The following is a 15,883-nucleotide window of genomic DNA, read 5'->3' as shown; positions in this document are numbered from 1 at the left end:
TAGGCCTTGGCTTCTCCACCAAACTTCTTCGCCAGGATCGTCGTGATCGCCGCCGTCAAGGTGGTCTTGCCATGGTCAACGTGACCAATCGTGCCGACGTTTACGTGCGGCTTCGTACGTTCGAATTTTGCCTTAGCCATTTAATGTGTCCTAAAAAAACAAAAATCACTTCTTGTTGATCACGGCTTCGGCGACGTTCTTCGGCGCCTCGGCGTAGTGTTTGAATTCCATCGAGTACGTTGCACGTCCCTGCGACAGGGAACGCACCGTCGTCGAATAACCGAACATCTCGGCCAGAGGAACTTCGGCCCTGATGGCCTTGATGGCGCCGGGAAGGTCTTCCATACCATGGACCACACCACGCCGCCCTGAAAGGTCGCCCATGATGTTACCCATGTATTCCTCGGGGGTCTCGACTTCAACCGACATCATCGGCTCCAGAAGTGTCGGTGCGGCCTTTTTCATACCTTCCTTGAAGGCCATTGATGCTGCCATGCGGAAGGCATTTTCGTTCGAGTCAACGTCGTGGTAGGAGCCATCGAACAGCGTAAACTTGACATCGACAACCGGGAAGCCAGCAAGCACACCACTCTTGACGCAATCCTGCAAACCCTTGTCAACGGCGGGAATATATTCGCGCGGAACGGAGCCTCCCTTGACCGCGTCAACGAACAGGTAACCCTTGCCGGTCTCATTCGGCTCGATCTTTAGCCAGACGTGGCCAAACTGCCCACGACCACCCGACTGCTTGACGAACTTGCCTTCCTGTTCGACTGCCTTCTTGATGCACTCGCGGTAGGCCACCTGCGGCGCGCCGACATTGGCTTCCACATTGAACTCGCGACGCATGCGGTCGACGATGATTTCAAGGTGCAGTTCGCCCATGCCTGAGATGATGGTCTGCCCAGTTTCTTCATCAGAACGCACACGGAAAGACGGATCTTCATTGGCCAGACGACTGAGCGCAAGCCCCATTTTTTCCTGGTCAGCCTTGGTTTTTGGTTCGACGGCGATATGGATAACCGGCTCCGGAAACACCATGCGCTCAAGGGTAATGACCGCAGACGGATCGCACAGTGTTTCGCCGGTCGTCACTTCCTTCAAACCAACGCAGGCGGCGATATCACCAGCCAGAACTTCCTTGATTTCCACCCGGTTATTGGCGTGCATCTGCAACACACGGCCAATGCGCTCCTTGCGCCCTTTGATCGGATTGAAGATAGTGTCGCCGGACTTCAGAACGCCTGAATAAACACGGATAAAGGTCAACTGCCCGACATAGGGGTCAGTCATTAACTTGAAAGCCAGCGCCGAGAACTTAGCATCATCTGAGGCAAGGCGTGAATCCGGCTCGCCGTTTTCCTTCTCGCCGGCCACCGGAGGAATATCGACCGGTGACGGCAGCAGATCAATCACGGCGTCAAGCATGCGCTGAACACCTTTGTTCTTGAAGGCAGTCCCGCACAGCATCGGCTGAATTTCGCAAGCGATTGTGCGATCGCGCAAGCCACGGATGATTTGCTCTTCGGAGAGATCGCCGGTTTCGAGATATTGATTCATCAATTCCTCGGACGACTCGGCAGCGACCTCGACCATCTTGCCACGCCATTCTTCAGCCTGCGCCAAAAGTTCGGCGGGAATCTCGCGGTAGTCAAACTTCATGCCCTGCGACGCGTCGTCCCAATAGATCGCCTTCATTTTGACCAGATCAACGACGCCCTGGAAATAATCTTCCTTGCCAATAGGAATGACGATCGGCACCGGGTTGGCCTTGAGGCGCGAACCCATCTGTTCAACGACCTTGAAAAAGTCAGCGCCCTGACGGTCCATCTTGTTGACAAAGGCAAGGCGTGGAACCTTGTATTTGTTGGCCTGACGCCAGACAGTTTCGGACTGCGGCTGCACCCCACCGACGGCACAGTACACCATGCAGGCACCATCGAGTACGCGCATCGAGCGCTCGACCTCAATGGTGAAATCAACGTGCCCCGGCGTATCGATAATATTGATGCGATGCTCGGGACGGACAAAATCCATGCCCTTCCAGAAACAGGTCGTCGCCGCAGAGGTAATGGTGATGCCACGCTCCTGCTCCTGCTCCATCCAGTCCATGGTCGCAGCGCCATCATGCACTTCGCCAATCTTGTGATTGACACCGGTGTAGAACAGGATACGCTCAGTCACCGTCGTTTTGCCGGCGTCAATGTGCGCGCTAATACCGATATTGCGGTAGCGGTCGATAGGAGTTTTGCGTGCCACAGTAATAAACCTTCACTAATAAAGAACAATCGTCAGCAGTCAGGCTGCGACGCAAAAACTGAAATTAGAATCGGAAATGCGCGAAAGCCTTATTGGCGTCAGCCATGCGGTGCACTTCATCGCGTTTTTTGACAGCACCGCCGCGGTTTTCCGCCGCTTCCAGCATTTCGGCAGCCAGCCGCTGACCCATCGACTTCTCGGAGCGCTTGCGGGCTGCTTCACGCAGCCAGCGCATGGCCAGCGCCATACGGCGACTCGGACGAACCTCCACCGGCACCTGGTAGTTGGCACCGCCAACACGACGACTCTTGACCTCGACCAGGGGCTTGACGTTATTCATGGCCAAGCCGAAAACTTCGATCGGATCCTTGCCGCCTTTGGCGACAATCAGGTCAAACGCGCCATAGACGATGCGTTCGGCAACCGACTTCTTACCGCTCATCATGATGGTGTTAACGAATTTGGAGACTTCGACATTGCCAAACTTTGGATCCGGCAGAATATCGCGCTTTGGTACTTCACGACGACGTGGCATAACAACCTCTCAAAATTTCAATTCAGTTGAAGACTGATGCGACACGCACCACCCCTCCCGGTCGCCCATGAGGACGACCACTTACTCAAACGACCGATCAAGCTGCTTTCGGACGCTTGGTACCATACTTCGAACGACTCTGCTTACGATCCTTGACGCCTTGGGTATCCAGCGATCCGCGCACGGTGTGGTAACGCACACCCGGCAAGTCTTTTACGCGACCGCCACGAATCAGGACCACGGAGTGCTCCTGAAGGTTATGACCTTCGCCACCGATGTACGAAATGACTTCGAAGCCATTGGTTAGGCGAACTTTGCACACCTTACGCAGTGCGGAGTTCGGCTTTTTCGGCGTGGTCGTGTAGACCCGGGTACAAACGCCGCGTTTCTGCGGACAGTTGTCGAGTGCCGGTACTTTGCTTTTACTGCGTACTGCCTCGCGGGGCTTACGCACCAGCTGGTTGATGGTTGGCATATTTCTATCCCTAAATTCCCTGCAGCGCCAGCCCGCATGCGAGCGTGACTACTGCAAAAAAACCAAGGCGGACCAAGGCCGCCTTAGCGATTTTTTATAACAGGCAGGAGCAATGGTTAGCCCTAGCCGACAAAGACTCGAGATTCTATGGTCTATCAAGCACCAAGTCAAGCAATCGGCGCATCCTGAGCATTCTCTAAAACCGGCGCCGCTTCACCAACAACAGCACCAGCCAGATCAACGCCCGCCGCATTGCTCTTACGCATCCGGTGATACGCCAGACCAGTACCCGCAGGGATGAGACGGCCGACAATAACGTTTTCCTTAAGGCCACGCAGTTCGTCACGCTTGCCCATGATGGCGGCCTCGGTCAGAACTCGAGTGGTTTCCTGGAAAGACGCCGCTGAAATAAACGAATCGGTGGACAACGAGGCCTTGGTAATCCCCAGGAGCACAGGGTCATAGTTTGCCGGGAGCTTGCCCTCGGCAAGCATGCAGTCGTTTTCATCAAGCAAATGCGCCCGCTCGACCTGTTCGCCCCGAATGAACTTGGTATCTCCCGTATCCAGAACATTGACCCGCCGCAGCATCTGGCGAACGATAACTTCAATGTGCTTGTCGTTGATCTTCACCCCCTGCAGGCGATAAACATCCTGCACTTCGTCGGTAATATAGATGGCCAGCGCCTCGACGCCTTGCAAACGCAGAATATCGTGCGGATCGGGCGCGCCATCGACAATCGACTCGCCCTTGTTCACCACCTGACCATCATGTACCAGCACGTGCTTGTCTTTCGGGATCAAATACTCATGGGCGATACCCTCAAGGTCAGTAATGACCAGGCGCTGCTTACCCTTGGTGTCCTTGCCGAAAGACATGGTGCCGGTATATTCAGCCAGCATGCCGGCATCCTTTGGCGTGCGCGCTTCGAAAAGTTCAGCGACGCGCGGCAGGCCCCCGGTAATGTCACGCGTCTTGGCCGACTCCTGCGGCAGACGTGCCAGCACGTCACCGACCGAAATCTGCTGACCGTCGAGCACGGTAATAATGGCACCGACCTGGAAAGTGATAGTCACCGCATGATCGCTGCCGTGCATCTTGACTTCGTCACCGTTGGCATCAAACAGTTTGATCTGCGGGCGCAAGCCCTTCGTTTGCGCCTTGCCGCCACGTTTCGGATCGATCACGACGAGGGTGGACAAACCAGTAACCTCATCGATCTGCTTGGCTACGGTCACGCCCTCCTCGACGTTTTCGAATTTCACCAGGCCCGAGTATTCGGCAATGATCGGTCGTGTATGCGGATCCCACATCGCCAGTCTGGCGCCGGCTTTGGCCTGCTGACCGTCGGCCACCTGCAAGGTTGAGCCATACGGCACCTTGTGCTTTTCACGCTCGCGACCGTTATCGTCGGTAATCAGAACCTCGCCGGAACGTGTAATGACGATCTTTTCGCCCTTGGCGCTGGTCACATAACGCATCGAAGCGGTGAAGCGCACGACACCCGCACTCTTGGTTTCGACCTGACTGGCCACCGCCGCGCGCGACGCCGCGCCACCAACGTGAAAGGTCCGCATGGTGAGCTGCGTACCGGGCTCGCCAATGGACTGCGCAGCGATCACACCAACCGCTTCGCCGACGTTAACCAGCGTACCCCGTCCAAGGTCGCGACCATAGCACTGGGCGCACAGGCCATAGCGGGTATCGCAGGTCAGCGGCGTACGCACCTTGACTTCATCGATACCCAACTGATCAACTAGGTCACAAAGATCTTCGTCGATCAACGTCCCGGCTTCGATGACGGTTTCTTCCGTTTCCGGATTGATCACATCGACAATAGTAACGCGGCCAAGAATACGCTCACGCAGGGCTTCAATGACTTCACCGCCCTCGATCAGGGCCTTCATGGTGACGCCGTTTTCAGTGCCGCAATCGTTCTCGATAACCACCAGATCCTGTGTCACATCAACCAGACGGCGGGTCAAATACCCCGAGTTCGCGGTTTTCAGCGCCGTATCCGCCAGACCCTTACGCGCACCGTGCGTCGAAATGAAGTACTGGAGAACGTTCAGACCTTCACGGAAATTGGTGGTGATCGGCGTCTCGATGATCGAGCCGTCCGGCTTGGCCATCAGGCCGCGCATTCCCGCCAGCTGGCGAATCTGCGCCGCCGAACCACGGGCGCCGGAATCGGCCATCATGTAAATGGAGTTGAACGATTCCTGCTTGACCTTCTTGCCGTGACGATCAATCACTTGTTCGCTGCCTAGCTGGTCCATCATGACCTTGGCCACCTGGTCACCGGTGCGGCCCCAGATGTCGACAACCTTGTTGTAGCGCTCACCGTTGGTCACCAGACCATTGGTATATTGACTTTCAATTTCTTTCACTTCTTTTTCAGCGGCGGCAATGATTTCGCCCTTCTGCGTCGGCACCAACATGTCGTCCGAGCAGATCGAGATACCGGCGCGTGTTGCCAGACGGTAGCCGTTCTGCATTAGTTTGTCGGCAAAAACAACTGTCTCTTTCAGACCGCAGCGGCGAAAGGCGGCGTTGATCAGCTTGGAGATTTCCTTCTTCTTGAGCGGCCGGTCAAGCACGCTGAACGGCAGACCCTTGGGCAAAATCTCGGAAAGCAGCGCGCGACCGGCCGTCGTGTCGTAACGGGATACTTTTTCCTTCCAACCTTTTTCGCCGTTCTTCTCATACTCCTTGATGCGCACCGAAATCTTGGCATGTATATCGAGCTCACCAGCCTGCATGGCGCGGGTGATCTCCGCCAGATCAGGGAAAATCATCCCTTCGCCCTTGGCATTGATCCGCTCACGGGTCGCATAGTAGAGACCGAGAACGATATCCTGCGACGGAACGATGATCGGCTCGCCGTTGGCCGGCGACAGAACGTTGTTCGAGGCCAGCATCAGGGTCCGGCATTCCATCTGCGCTTCAAGCGACAGCGGGACGTGCACGGCCATCTGGTCACCATCGAAGTCGGCATTGAACGCCGCGCAAACGAGCGGGTGCAACTGAATCGCCTTGCCCTCAATCAGGGTCGGTTCAAAGGCTTGGATGCCCAGGCGGTGCAAGGTCGGAGCACGGTTGAGCATGATCGGGTGTTCGCGGATAACTTCTTCGAGGATGTCCCACACCACCGGCTCCTGCATTTCAACCATTTTCTTGGCCTGCTTGATGGTCGTCGCTAGCCCCATGATTTCAAGACGGTTGAAGATGAATGGCTTGAACAATTCCAGCGCCATCAGCTTCGGCAATCCGCACTGGTGCAGCTTGAGTTGCGGGCCGACGACGATGACTGAGCGGCCAGAGTAGTCGACGCGCTTACCAAGCAAGTTCTGACGGAAACGACCGCCCTTGCCCTTGATCATGTCAGCCAAGGACTTCAGTGGACGTTTGTTGGCGCCGGTCATCGCCTTGCCACGACGCCCGTTGTCGAGCAACGAGTCGACGGCTTCCTGCAGCATGCGCTTTTCGTTGCGAACGATAATTTCCGGCGCCTTGAGCTCGAGCAGGCGCTTCAGGCGATTGTTGCGGTTGATGACCCGGCGATAGAGGTCGTTCAGATCGGAGGTTGCGAAACGACCGCCATCGAGAGGAACCAGCGGGCGCAAATCTGGTGGCAGGACAGGCAGCACCTCAAGCACCATCCACTCCGGCTTGATCCCGGATTTCTGGAAGCCTTCGAGAATTTTCAGACGCTTTGAGAATTTCTTGCTCTTGGTTTCCGACGTCGTGATTTCGAGTTCGGAACGCAGGCGATCTACTTCGCTGGAGAGATCGATCGAGCGCAGAAGTTCACGAATGCCTTCGGCACCCATCGCCGCGTAGAAGTCGTCACCGTACTCTTCAGTCTTGGCCAGGCAATCGTCCTCGGTCAGCAACTGGCCGCGCGTAAGCGGCGTCATGCCCGGATCACAAACCACGAAAGCTTCAAAATAAAGTACGCGTTCAATGTCACGCAGGGTCATGTCGAGCACCATGCCAAGTCGGCTTGGCAAGCTCTTCAGGAACCAGATATGGGCCACCGGCGAGGCCAATTCGATGTGCGCCATGCGCTCGCGGCGCACCTTGGACAGGGTGACCTCAACGCCACACTTTTCGCAGATCACACCACGATGCTTCAGCCGCTTGTATTTTCCGCACAGACACTCGTAATCCTTGATCGGTCCAAAAATCTTGGCGCAAAACAAGCCATCGCGCTCAGGCTTGAAGGTACGGTAGTTGATCGTTTCTGGCTTTTTGACTTCGCCGTAAGACCAGGATCGTATTTTGTCCGGCGAGGCAAGGCCAATGCTAATCGCATCGAACTGCTCTTCCTGCGTTACCTGTTTAAACAAATCAAGCAGTGCTTTCATCTTTCACTCCATTCGGGGTGAGAATACAAATTCTCTATGCTGCGGCAAAAGCCGCAGCCGCCGTTGCTCATTTAAAACCGCTCCAGATCAATGTCGATCGCCAGCGAGCGAATTTCCTTGACCAGCACATTGAATGACTCTGGCATACCAGCTTCAATTTTGTGGTCACCTTTAACGATGCTTTCATAAACCTTGGTCCTGCCATTTACATCGTCGGATTTGACCGTCAGCATCTCCTGCAGAACATAAGCCGCACCGTAAGCTTCGAGTGCCCATACTTCCATTTCACCGAAGCGCTGGCCACCGAACTGCGCCTTGCCGCCCAAAGGCTGTTGCGTCACCAGCGAGTAGGGGCCCGTTGAGCGCGCATGCATCTTGTCATCGACCAGGTGATGCAGCTTGAGCACATGCATGTAACCGACCGTCACTTGACGCTCGAACTGCTCGCCGGTACGCCCGTCAAACAAGGTCATCTGCCCCGACTCCGGCATTCCGGCCAGTCTGAGCATGTCCTTGATTTCCTCTTCCTTGGCCCCGTCGAACACCGGCGTCGCAAACGGAACGCCAGCCTCAAGGTTGCCCGCCATCTCCATGATCTCCTTGTCGTTGAGTTGATCAAGTTCTTCGGGCTTGCCATTGCTGTTATAGACCTGCTCAAGGAAACCACGCACTTCCTTGGCATTGGCCTGACGACGCAGCATGTCACCGATCTTGAAGCCCAGACCCTTAGCCGCCAGGCCGAGGTGAACTTCGAGGACCTGGCCAACGTTCATCCGCGAAGGAACGCCCAGCGGATTGAGAACGATATCCACCGGACGTCCATCGGCCATGTGCGGCATGTCTTCAACCGGCACGATGCGGGAAACGACGCCCTTGTTACCGTGCCGTCCAGCCATTTTGTCACCGGACTGCAGACGTCTCTTGACGGCCACATAGACCTTGACCATCTTCTGCACGCCAGGCGGCAATTCGTCACCCTGGGTTAGTTTTTTACGCTTCTCTTCGAAAGCGATATCGAAATCCTTGCGTGTCTGCTCCAACCCCTCGCGCAGTGATTCCAGCTGCTGCGCAACCTCATCGTCAGTCATACGGATGTCGAACCAGTGATGCGCATCGATCCCGTCAAGGTAATCCTTGGTGACCACAGCCCCCTTGGCCAGACGTTTCGGGCCGCCATTAGCCACCTTGCCAGCGATTAGGCGCTCAACCCGGGCGAAGGCGTCGCGCTCGACGATGCGCAGCTGATCGGCTAGGTCGAGTTTATAACCACGCAAGTGGTCGTCAATGATCGACTGCGCACGCTTGTCGCGCTCTATCCCCTCGCGAGTGAATACCTGAACGTCGATGACTGTCCCAGCAATACCGGACTGCACGCGCAGCGAAGTATCCTTGACGTCGGACGCTTTCTCACCAAAGATCGCGCGCAACAGTTTCTCTTCCGGCGTCAGTTGGGTCTCGCCCTTGGGGGTAACCTTGCCGACCAACACATCACCGGCTTCGACTTCTGCGCCAATATAAACGATGCCGGATTCATCCAGACGCGACAACTGGGACTCACCGAGCGACGCGATATCGCGCGTGATTTCCTCCGGACCTAGCTTGGTGTCGCGAGCAACAACTGTCAGCTCCTCAATGTGAATCGAGGTAAACCGGTCTTCGGCAACGACACGCTCGGAAATGAGAATCGAATCTTCGAAGTTGTATCCGTTCCATGGCATGAAGGCGATCAGCATATTCTGACCAAGCGCCAGTTCGCCCTTGTCGGTCGACGCGCCGTCAGCTACCACATCGCCCATGGCAATCACATCGCCGACACGAACCAAGGGGCGCTGATTAATATTGGTATTCTGGTTCGAACGGGTGTACTTCACCAGATTGTAAATGTCGACACCGACTTCACCCGGCACCGTCTCGTCGTCATTGACGCGAACGACGATGCGTGACGCATCAACATAATCAACCTTGCCGCCTCGCAGCGCCTGCACTGCCGTTCCCGAGTCTACGGCGACTGTACGTTCGATGCCCGTCCCGACCACCGGCTTCTCCGGACGCAAGCAGGGAACCGCCTGACGCTGCATGTTGGCGCCCATCAATGCACGGTTCGCATCGTCGTGTTCAAGGAAGGGGATCAGCGAAGCCGCAACGGAGACAATCTGGCCTGGCGCAACGTCCATGTACTGGACGCGGGCAGGTTCAGCAAGAATGGTTTCGCCTTTTTCACGACAGGTCACCAGATCATCGCTAAGCAAATTGTCTTTGCCCAGAGCCGCATTGGCCTGGGCAATGATGAAACCACCCTCAACGATTGCGGACAGATACTCGATCTGATCGGTCACTTTACTATCAACCACCTTGCGATACGGCGTCTCAAGAAAACCGTACTCGTTGGTCCGGGCAAACAGCGCCAGCGAATTGATCAGGCCGATGTTCGGGCCTTCCGGCGTCTCGATCGGGCAGACCCGACCGTAGTGCGTCGGATGCACGTCACGCACTTCAAAACCTGCACGCTCGCGTGTCAAACCGCCCGGCCCAAGAGCCGAGACGCGACGTTTATGCGTGATCTCGGACAATGGATTGGTCTGGTCCATAAACTGTGAGAGCTGGCTTGAGCCGAAAAACTCCCTGACTGCAGCGCTGATCGGCTTGGCGTTGATCAGGTCGTGCGGCATCAGATTGTCGGACTCGGCCTGCGACAGGCGCTCCTTGACGGCGCGCTCAACGCGCACCAGACCGGCGCGAAACTGGTTCTCGGCCAGTTCGCCAACCGAGCGCACGCGGCGGTTGCCCAAGTGATCGATATCGTCGATATCGCCGCGACCATTGCGCAGCTCAGCAAGTATCTTGATGACTTCGACAATGTCGCGCGGTGACAGAGTCAGTTGTTCACGAATTTCAGAATTGACGCCCAGGCTCTTCAACTGCGCTGACAAGGTTTTGGCATCCGCTTCAGTCAGGTTTTCGGCGACCGCGCGCATGCCGTAGGATAACTCGCTGAGCAGCAGTTCGACAGCTGCGGTTGAACCACCTGCCGTTTCAATGATGGCGCTGACGATCGCATCACGTTTGGCTGGAACATGCTTGACCATGACCTTGTATTCAACGACGTCTTTGCGCGAGACGCGGCGGTTGAACTTCATCCGGCCGACGGCGGAGAGGTCGTAACGATCGTCGGAATAGAACAGGCCATTAAACAGGATCTCGACCGCTTCTTCCGTTGGCGGCTCACCCGGACGCATCATGCGGTAGATGGCTACACGCGCGGCCTGCTTGGAGACCGTTTCGTCGGTACGCAGGGTTTGGGAAATGAAGCCGCCGCGATCCAGGTCGTTGATATAGAGCGTCTGCAACGAGTCTACGCCGATTTCGATCAGCTTGGCCAGCAGCGCCTCGGTAATTTCATCGTTGGCGTTGGCAAGAATTTCGCCTGAGTCCTTGTCGATGATGTTCTGGGCGACCACCCGACCGACTAAAAAATCTTCCGGCACGGCAATCTGCTTAATGCCGGCAGCATCTAAATCACGGGTATGCTTGCCGGTAATCCGCTTGTCCTTGGCCACAAGAACCTTGCCGGACTTGTCGCAGAAATCAAAGCGCGCCACCTCGCCACGCAAACGTTCGGGAACCAGATGAAACTCGATGCCCTTCTTGCTGATCTGGAAGGTATCAAAATCGAAGAACTCGCGCAAAATTTGCTCTGGTGTCAGGCCAATGGCCTTGAGCAGGGTCGTCACCGGCATCTTGCGCCGACGGTCAACGCGGAAGAACAGGATGTCCTTCGGATCGAACTCGAAGTCCAGCCACGACCCGCGGTAAGGAATCACGCGTGCCGAGAAGAGCAGCTTACCCGAACTGTGCGTTTTGCCCCTGTCATGTTCAAAGAACACGCCAGGCGAACGGTGCAACTGAGATACGATGACGCGTTCGGTACCGTTAATGACGAAAGAGCCAGTCGTCGTCATGAGCGGAATCTCGCCCATGTACACTTCCTGCTCCTTGACTTCCTTGATGGTATCGGGAGCCTCGCGATCAAGGATGATCAAGCGGACTTTCGACCGCAGGGCTGAAGCGAAAGTCAAACCGCGCTGTTGACACTCCTTGACGTCAAAGGCGGGCTCGGCCAATGCAAAGCTGACAAACTCCAGCCGAGCATTGCCGCTGTGACTAACGATCGGGAAGATCGAGGAGAACGCGGCTTGCAGCCCCTGGTTCTTGCGCTGTGCAGGCGGAACGGCTGCCTGCAGGAAAGCGGTGAAAGACTCCAGCTGTGTCGCCAGCAAGAACGGAACGTCAAGCACATTAGCGCGCTTGGCGAAACTCTTGCGGATACGTTTTTTCTCGGTGTAGGAATAGGTCATGGTCGCTCCGAGCTCAGAAGGCAAAATACTCTAGCGCATCCCGTCCGGAGTCGCGAGACCCCGGACGGTTTGCAACGGACAAACGCAAAAACAAACGGACAGATCATGCAAGTACCATTCGTGCTTGCATTTGCACGCAACAAAACTGCACATCAAATCGGTAGAAACAACGCTGTAGCGAAGTCGTTTCCGGAAAAACACAAAAGGGCTGGCAGCTAAAAAGCGACCAGCCCAACTTGCAAAAACGAGACTATTTGACCTCGGCCTTGGCGCCTGCATCCTCGAGCAACTTTTTGAGGGCTTCAGCATCCGCCTTGGAAATACCTTCCTTGACGGCCTTGGGAGCGCCATCAACGAGATCTTTGGCTTCCTTCAAACCCAGGCCGGTGGCCGCGCGAACGACCTTGATAACTTCAACCTTCTTCTCGCCAAAGCTGGTCAGCATAACGGTGAATTCGGTCTGTTCCTCAACAGCGGCAGCCGCCGTAGCCGGGCCAGCAACAGCCATGGAAGCGGCGGAAACGCCAAACTTCTCTTCGAACGCCTTGACCAGATCGTTCAGATCCATAACGGTCATCGAGCCAACGGCTTCGAGGATGTCTTCTTTGGTAATAGCCATAATCAATAAACTCCTAAATCTAGATACTTATAAAAGCTGTTAGTGGGCTTGCGAAAGAACAATCAAGCAACCGCTTCTTCGCGTTGCTTGGCCAGTGCAGCAAGCGCACAGGCCAAGCCGGTGACCGGTGCCTGCATGATACCGAGTAGCTTGCCAAGCAATTCTTCACGGCTCGGGATCGAGGCGAGTGATTGCACACCGGCCTTGTCCAGCACCTTGCCAGCATAGCTGCCAGCCTTCAGAACCAGCTTGTCATTGATTTTTGCAAAGTCATTAAGCACCTTCGCCGCAGCAACCGGATCCACTGAAATGCTATAAATCAGCGGACCGGACATCTGTTCAGCGAGGCCAGCAAAAGCGCTGCCTGCAACCGCGCGACGCACCAGGGTATTTTTCAGCACACGCAGATACACACCAGACTTTCGAGCCTGAGCGCGCAGCTTGGTAAGGTGAGCCACCTCAAGACCGCTGTACTCAGCCACGACAATAGTCTGGGCAGTAGCTACCTGAGCCGACACCTCAGCCACGACGGCCTTTTTTTCATCAAGATTGAGACCCATGGGTCTTTCCTCCTATCAAGTCAACACTCGACACGTCCGGCTGGACACATCGCACCCACGGCGACCTGAACCAAGAGCACCAGCAGTTCTACAAAAGCAACTACAGAGAAATCCTGTTCGGGGCTCACCGTCTACGCAGGCCGCCATACACACTTAAGCTTTCGGGCATTGCCCGTCAGCACCTGCGGTCTTTGACGATCTGCCGGCATGGCAACTTGCCGACAGCCCAAAGTTCATTTCAGAGCCAATTCCAATTCATCAGCCCCGCATTGCATTTTTACAACGTGGACGCATCCACACGCACGCCCGGACCCATGGTGCTGGATACGGCAATCTTCTTTAGATACTGTCCCTTCGAGCTAGCCGGCTTGGCCTTGGTCAGCGCTTCGACCAAGGCCTTCAGATTCTGCTCAAGCTTTTCAGAAGCGAAGGAAGCACGACCGATCGTGCTGTGCACGATACCGCCCTTGTCGGTACGATATTGAACCTGACCGGCCTTGGCATTCTTGACGCCGGTAACCACATCCATGGTCACCGTGCCGACCTTGGGGTTGGGCATCAGGCCGCGCGGCCCGAGGATCTGGCCGAGCTGACCAACCACGCGCATGGCATCAGGCGTGGCAATGACCACGTCAAAGTTCATATTTCCAGCCTTGATGTCGGCGGCAAGGTCCTCGAATCCGACAATGTCAGCACCGGCCGCCTTGGCCGCTTCGGCTTTCTCGCCCTGGGCGAAAACGGCGACGCGGACGGTCTTTCCAGTACCCGCAGGCAGAACGACCGAGCCACGAACCAGCTGGTCCGACTTGCGCGCATCAATGCCGAGGCTGACGGCAACGTCAATCGATTCGTCGAACTTGGCCGTGGCAAAGTCCTTGGCCAGCTTCAATGCATCGCCAACAGGGTAGCTCTTGTTGCGGTCAACCTTGCCCTGCATGGCTTTTTGGCGCTTGCTCAAAGTTGTCATCTCAGAGTCCCTCCACGGTGATGCCCATCGAACGGGCGCTTCCGGCAATCGTGCGTACCGCTGCATCCATATCGGCAGCGGTCAGATCAGGCATTTTTTGCGTAGCGATGGCTTCGCACTGGGCGCGCGTCAGCTTGCCAACCTTGTCGGTATGGGGCTTCGGACTTCCCTTTTGAATTCCTGCGGCCTTCTTGATCAGAATGGTCGCCGGCGGCGTTTTCATGATGAAGGTGAAACTCTTGTCCGCGAAGGCGGTAATCACCACAGGAATGGGCAGACCCGGCTCCAAACCCTGAGTCTGAGCGTTAAAGGCCTTGCAGAATTCCATGATATTCAGGCCGCGCTGGCCCAGCGCGGGACCGATCGGGGGCGAGGGATTGGCCTTGCCCGCCGGCACTTGCAGCTTGATGAAGCCGACAATTTTCTTTGCCACGGTGTAACTCCTTTAAATGGGTGCAAGCGCGCTTTTCATGGCGCTCCCCAACGACAAATACGACCCACAGGTCGCCCTACTGCGGCACACTGAATCAGTACGCCACGATCCAAGCTGAATCAGGCCGTATTTCAGGCTTTCTCGACCTGACCAAATTCCAGTTCAACCGGCGTCGCGCGACCGAAGATGGTCACTGACACACGCAGACGATTCTTTTCGTAATTGACGTTCTCGACCGAACCATGAAAGTCAGTGAAGGGACCATCCTTGACACGAACGATCTCACCCGGCTCGAACAGCACCTTCGGACGCGGCTTCTCGACACCGTCCTGCATCTGCTGCATGATCTTTTCGACTTCCTTCTCGGAAATCGGCGTCGGCTTGTTAGCAGAACCGCCGACAAAGCCGGTAACCTTCGGCGTGCTTTTCACGAGGTGCCATGACTCGTCGTTCATCTCCATTTCGACCAGCACGTAGCCCGGAAAAAACTTGCGTTCCGAGATGCTCTTCTGACCCATTTTTAATTCAACGACCTCTTCGACCGGAACCAGCACGCGTCCGAATGCATCTTGCATACCCTGACGTGCGATTCGCTCTTCAAGGGCACGCTGCACGCTCTTCTCGAAGCCCGAATAGGCGTGAACCACATACCAGCGCATGCTCATGCTTTTCTCCATCCAAGAACCAGGTCGTATAACACCCACTCAAGGCTCTTGTCAGTCAGCCAGAGAAAAATTGCCATGATGACAACAAAGACAAATACCAGACCCGTCGTTTGCAGGGTTTCCTTGCGTGTAGGCCAGACAACCTTCTTCGCTTCAGTCGTTGCTTCCTTGGCGAACGCAAAGAACTGGCGACCCGGTTCGGTCTGCCAGGCCACGGCTGCAGAAAACCCAAAACCGGCAAGCACCGCCAGAACCCGCAGAATCATGGCCTGCTCGGCGAGGAGGTAAAAGCCAGCCACGCCGGTAACCAACAACAACAACGCCAGCGCAAACTTGATTTTATCGGCCATTTCGTCAGCTTTATTTATGGTGGTGGCAGGGGCAGAGGGAATCGAACCCCCAACCTTCGGTTTTGGAGACCGACGCTCTGCCAGTTGAGCTATACCCCTGCAGCAGAGACAAGGAGCGTCCCGTAGCGGGGCACTCCAGCGTCTTCCTTACTCGATGATCTTGGCGACGACACCGGCGCCGACGGTACGACCGCCTTCACGGATGGCGAAACGCAGACCGTCTTCCATGGCGATCGGCACAATCAGCTTTACCGTCATCTGAATGTTGTCGCCCGGCATGACCATCTCGACGCCT

12 protein-coding genes, 1 tRNA gene and 1 pseudogene are annotated in these 15,883 nt (G+C 56.0%); all 14 read right to left on the bottom strand.

The genetic code is table 11. The features are described from left to right. The coding region (locus Q1J43_RS04030) for a GTP-binding protein (protein WP_301101068.1) at positions 1 to 140 on the bottom strand (140 nt) is incomplete at its 3' end. Between the two features lie 25 nt (positions 141 to 165). Continuing rightward, positions 166 to 2,259: an elongation factor G gene (fusA, locus tag Q1J43_RS04025; protein WP_301101067.1), complete on the bottom strand. Its 2,094-nt coding sequence runs from the start codon at positions 2,257 to 2,259 to the stop codon at positions 166 to 168. A gap of 64 nt (positions 2,260 to 2,323) precedes the next feature. Further along, positions 2,324 to 2,794 (bottom strand): 30S ribosomal protein S7, encoded by a 471-nt coding sequence (gene rpsG, locus Q1J43_RS04020; RefSeq protein ID WP_301101066.1) that lies wholly within the window; start codon positions 2,792 to 2,794, stop codon positions 2,324 to 2,326. A 97-nt stretch (positions 2,795 to 2,891) separates the two neighbouring features. Then, complete coding sequence (rpsL, locus tag Q1J43_RS04015) at positions 2,892 to 3,269, bottom strand: 30S ribosomal protein S12 (protein ID WP_301101065.1); 378 nt, start codon at positions 3,267 to 3,269, stop codon at positions 2,892 to 2,894. A gap of 167 nt (positions 3,270 to 3,436) precedes the next feature. Further along, on the bottom strand, positions 3,437 to 7,639 hold the full coding sequence (gene rpoC, locus Q1J43_RS04010) for a DNA-directed RNA polymerase subunit beta' (protein WP_301101064.1): 4,203 nt from the start codon (positions 7,637 to 7,639) through the stop codon (positions 3,437 to 3,439). A gap of 71 nt (positions 7,640 to 7,710) precedes the next feature. Beyond that, the gene (gene rpoB / locus Q1J43_RS04005) at positions 7,711 to 11,994 is read right to left on the bottom strand and encodes a DNA-directed RNA polymerase subunit beta (protein ID WP_301101062.1); all 4,284 of its coding nucleotides are present in this window, start codon (positions 11,992 to 11,994) and stop codon (positions 7,711 to 7,713) included. A 250-nt stretch (positions 11,995 to 12,244) separates the two neighbouring features. Beyond that, the gene (gene rplL / locus Q1J43_RS04000) at positions 12,245 to 12,613 is read right to left on the bottom strand and encodes a 50S ribosomal protein L7/L12 (RefSeq protein WP_301101061.1); all 369 of its coding nucleotides are present in this window, start codon (positions 12,611 to 12,613) and stop codon (positions 12,245 to 12,247) included. A gap of 62 nt (positions 12,614 to 12,675) precedes the next feature. Then, complete coding sequence (rplJ, locus tag Q1J43_RS03995; RefSeq protein ID WP_301101060.1) at positions 12,676 to 13,173, bottom strand: 50S ribosomal protein L10; 498 nt, start codon at positions 13,171 to 13,173, stop codon at positions 12,676 to 12,678. Between the two features lie 277 nt (positions 13,174 to 13,450). Continuing rightward, positions 13,451 to 14,140 carry a 50S ribosomal protein L1 gene (rplA, locus tag Q1J43_RS03990; RefSeq protein ID WP_301101059.1) on the bottom strand — a complete coding sequence of 230 codons (690 nt, stop codon included), beginning with the start codon at positions 14,138 to 14,140 and terminating at the stop codon, positions 13,451 to 13,453. A 1-nt stretch (position 14,141) separates the two neighbouring features. Next, positions 14,142 to 14,573, bottom strand: coding sequence for a 50S ribosomal protein L11 (gene rplK, locus Q1J43_RS03985; RefSeq protein WP_091940662.1), 432 nt, complete (start codon positions 14,571 to 14,573; stop codon positions 14,142 to 14,144). Between the two features lie 131 nt (positions 14,574 to 14,704). Next, positions 14,705 to 15,238, bottom strand: coding sequence for a transcription termination/antitermination protein NusG (gene nusG, locus Q1J43_RS03980; protein WP_366141837.1), 534 nt, complete (start codon positions 15,236 to 15,238; stop codon positions 14,705 to 14,707). Further along, on the bottom strand, positions 15,235 to 15,588 hold the full coding sequence (gene secE, locus Q1J43_RS03975; RefSeq protein ID WP_301101056.1) for a preprotein translocase subunit SecE: 354 nt from the start codon (positions 15,586 to 15,588) through the stop codon (positions 15,235 to 15,237). The genes nusG and secE overlap by 4 nt, the downstream gene beginning before the upstream one ends. A gap of 23 nt (positions 15,589 to 15,611) precedes the next feature. After that, positions 15,612 to 15,687 (bottom strand) — tRNA-Trp (locus Q1J43_RS03970). Between the two features lie 48 nt (positions 15,688 to 15,735). After that, positions 15,736 to 15,883, bottom strand: a pseudogene (gene tuf / locus Q1J43_RS03965) (elongation factor Tu); the annotation flags it as partial.

The organism is Propionivibrio sp. (assembly GCF_029255185.1).
In the GTDB taxonomy this organism is placed as follows: Bacteria; Pseudomonadota; Gammaproteobacteria; order Burkholderiales; family Rhodocyclaceae; genus Propionivibrio.
Note: the sequence above shows the minus strand (reverse complement) of the source record. Positions and strands in the feature narration are given on the sequence as shown.

Coding starts and splice junctions, on each gene's coding strand:
- rpsG (WP_301101066.1), bottom strand. CDS start 2,794: ATGCCACGTCGTCGTGAAGTACCAAAGCGCGATATTCTGCCGGATCCA.
- rpsL (WP_301101065.1), bottom strand. CDS start 3,269: ATGCCAACCATCAACCAGCTGGTGCGTAAGCCCCGCGAGGCAGTACGC.
- rpoC (WP_301101064.1), bottom strand. CDS start 7,639: ATGAAAGCACTGCTTGATTTGTTTAAACAGGTAACGCAGGAAGAGCAG.
- rpoB (WP_301101062.1), bottom strand. CDS start 11,994: ATGACCTATTCCTACACCGAGAAAAAACGTATCCGCAAGAGTTTCGCC.
- rplL (WP_301101061.1), bottom strand. CDS start 12,613: ATGGCTATTACCAAAGAAGACATCCTCGAAGCCGTTGGCTCGATGACC.
- rplJ (WP_301101060.1), bottom strand. CDS start 13,173: ATGGGTCTCAATCTTGATGAAAAAAAGGCCGTCGTGGCTGAGGTGTCG.
- rplA (WP_301101059.1), bottom strand. CDS start 14,140: ATGACAACTTTGAGCAAGCGCCAAAAAGCCATGCAGGGCAAGGTTGAC.
- nusG (WP_366141837.1), bottom strand. CDS start 15,238: ATGAGCATGCGCTGGTATGTGGTTCACGCCTATTCGGGCTTCGAGAAG.
- secE (WP_301101056.1), bottom strand. CDS start 15,588: ATGGCCGATAAAATCAAGTTTGCGCTGGCGTTGTTGTTGTTGGTTACC.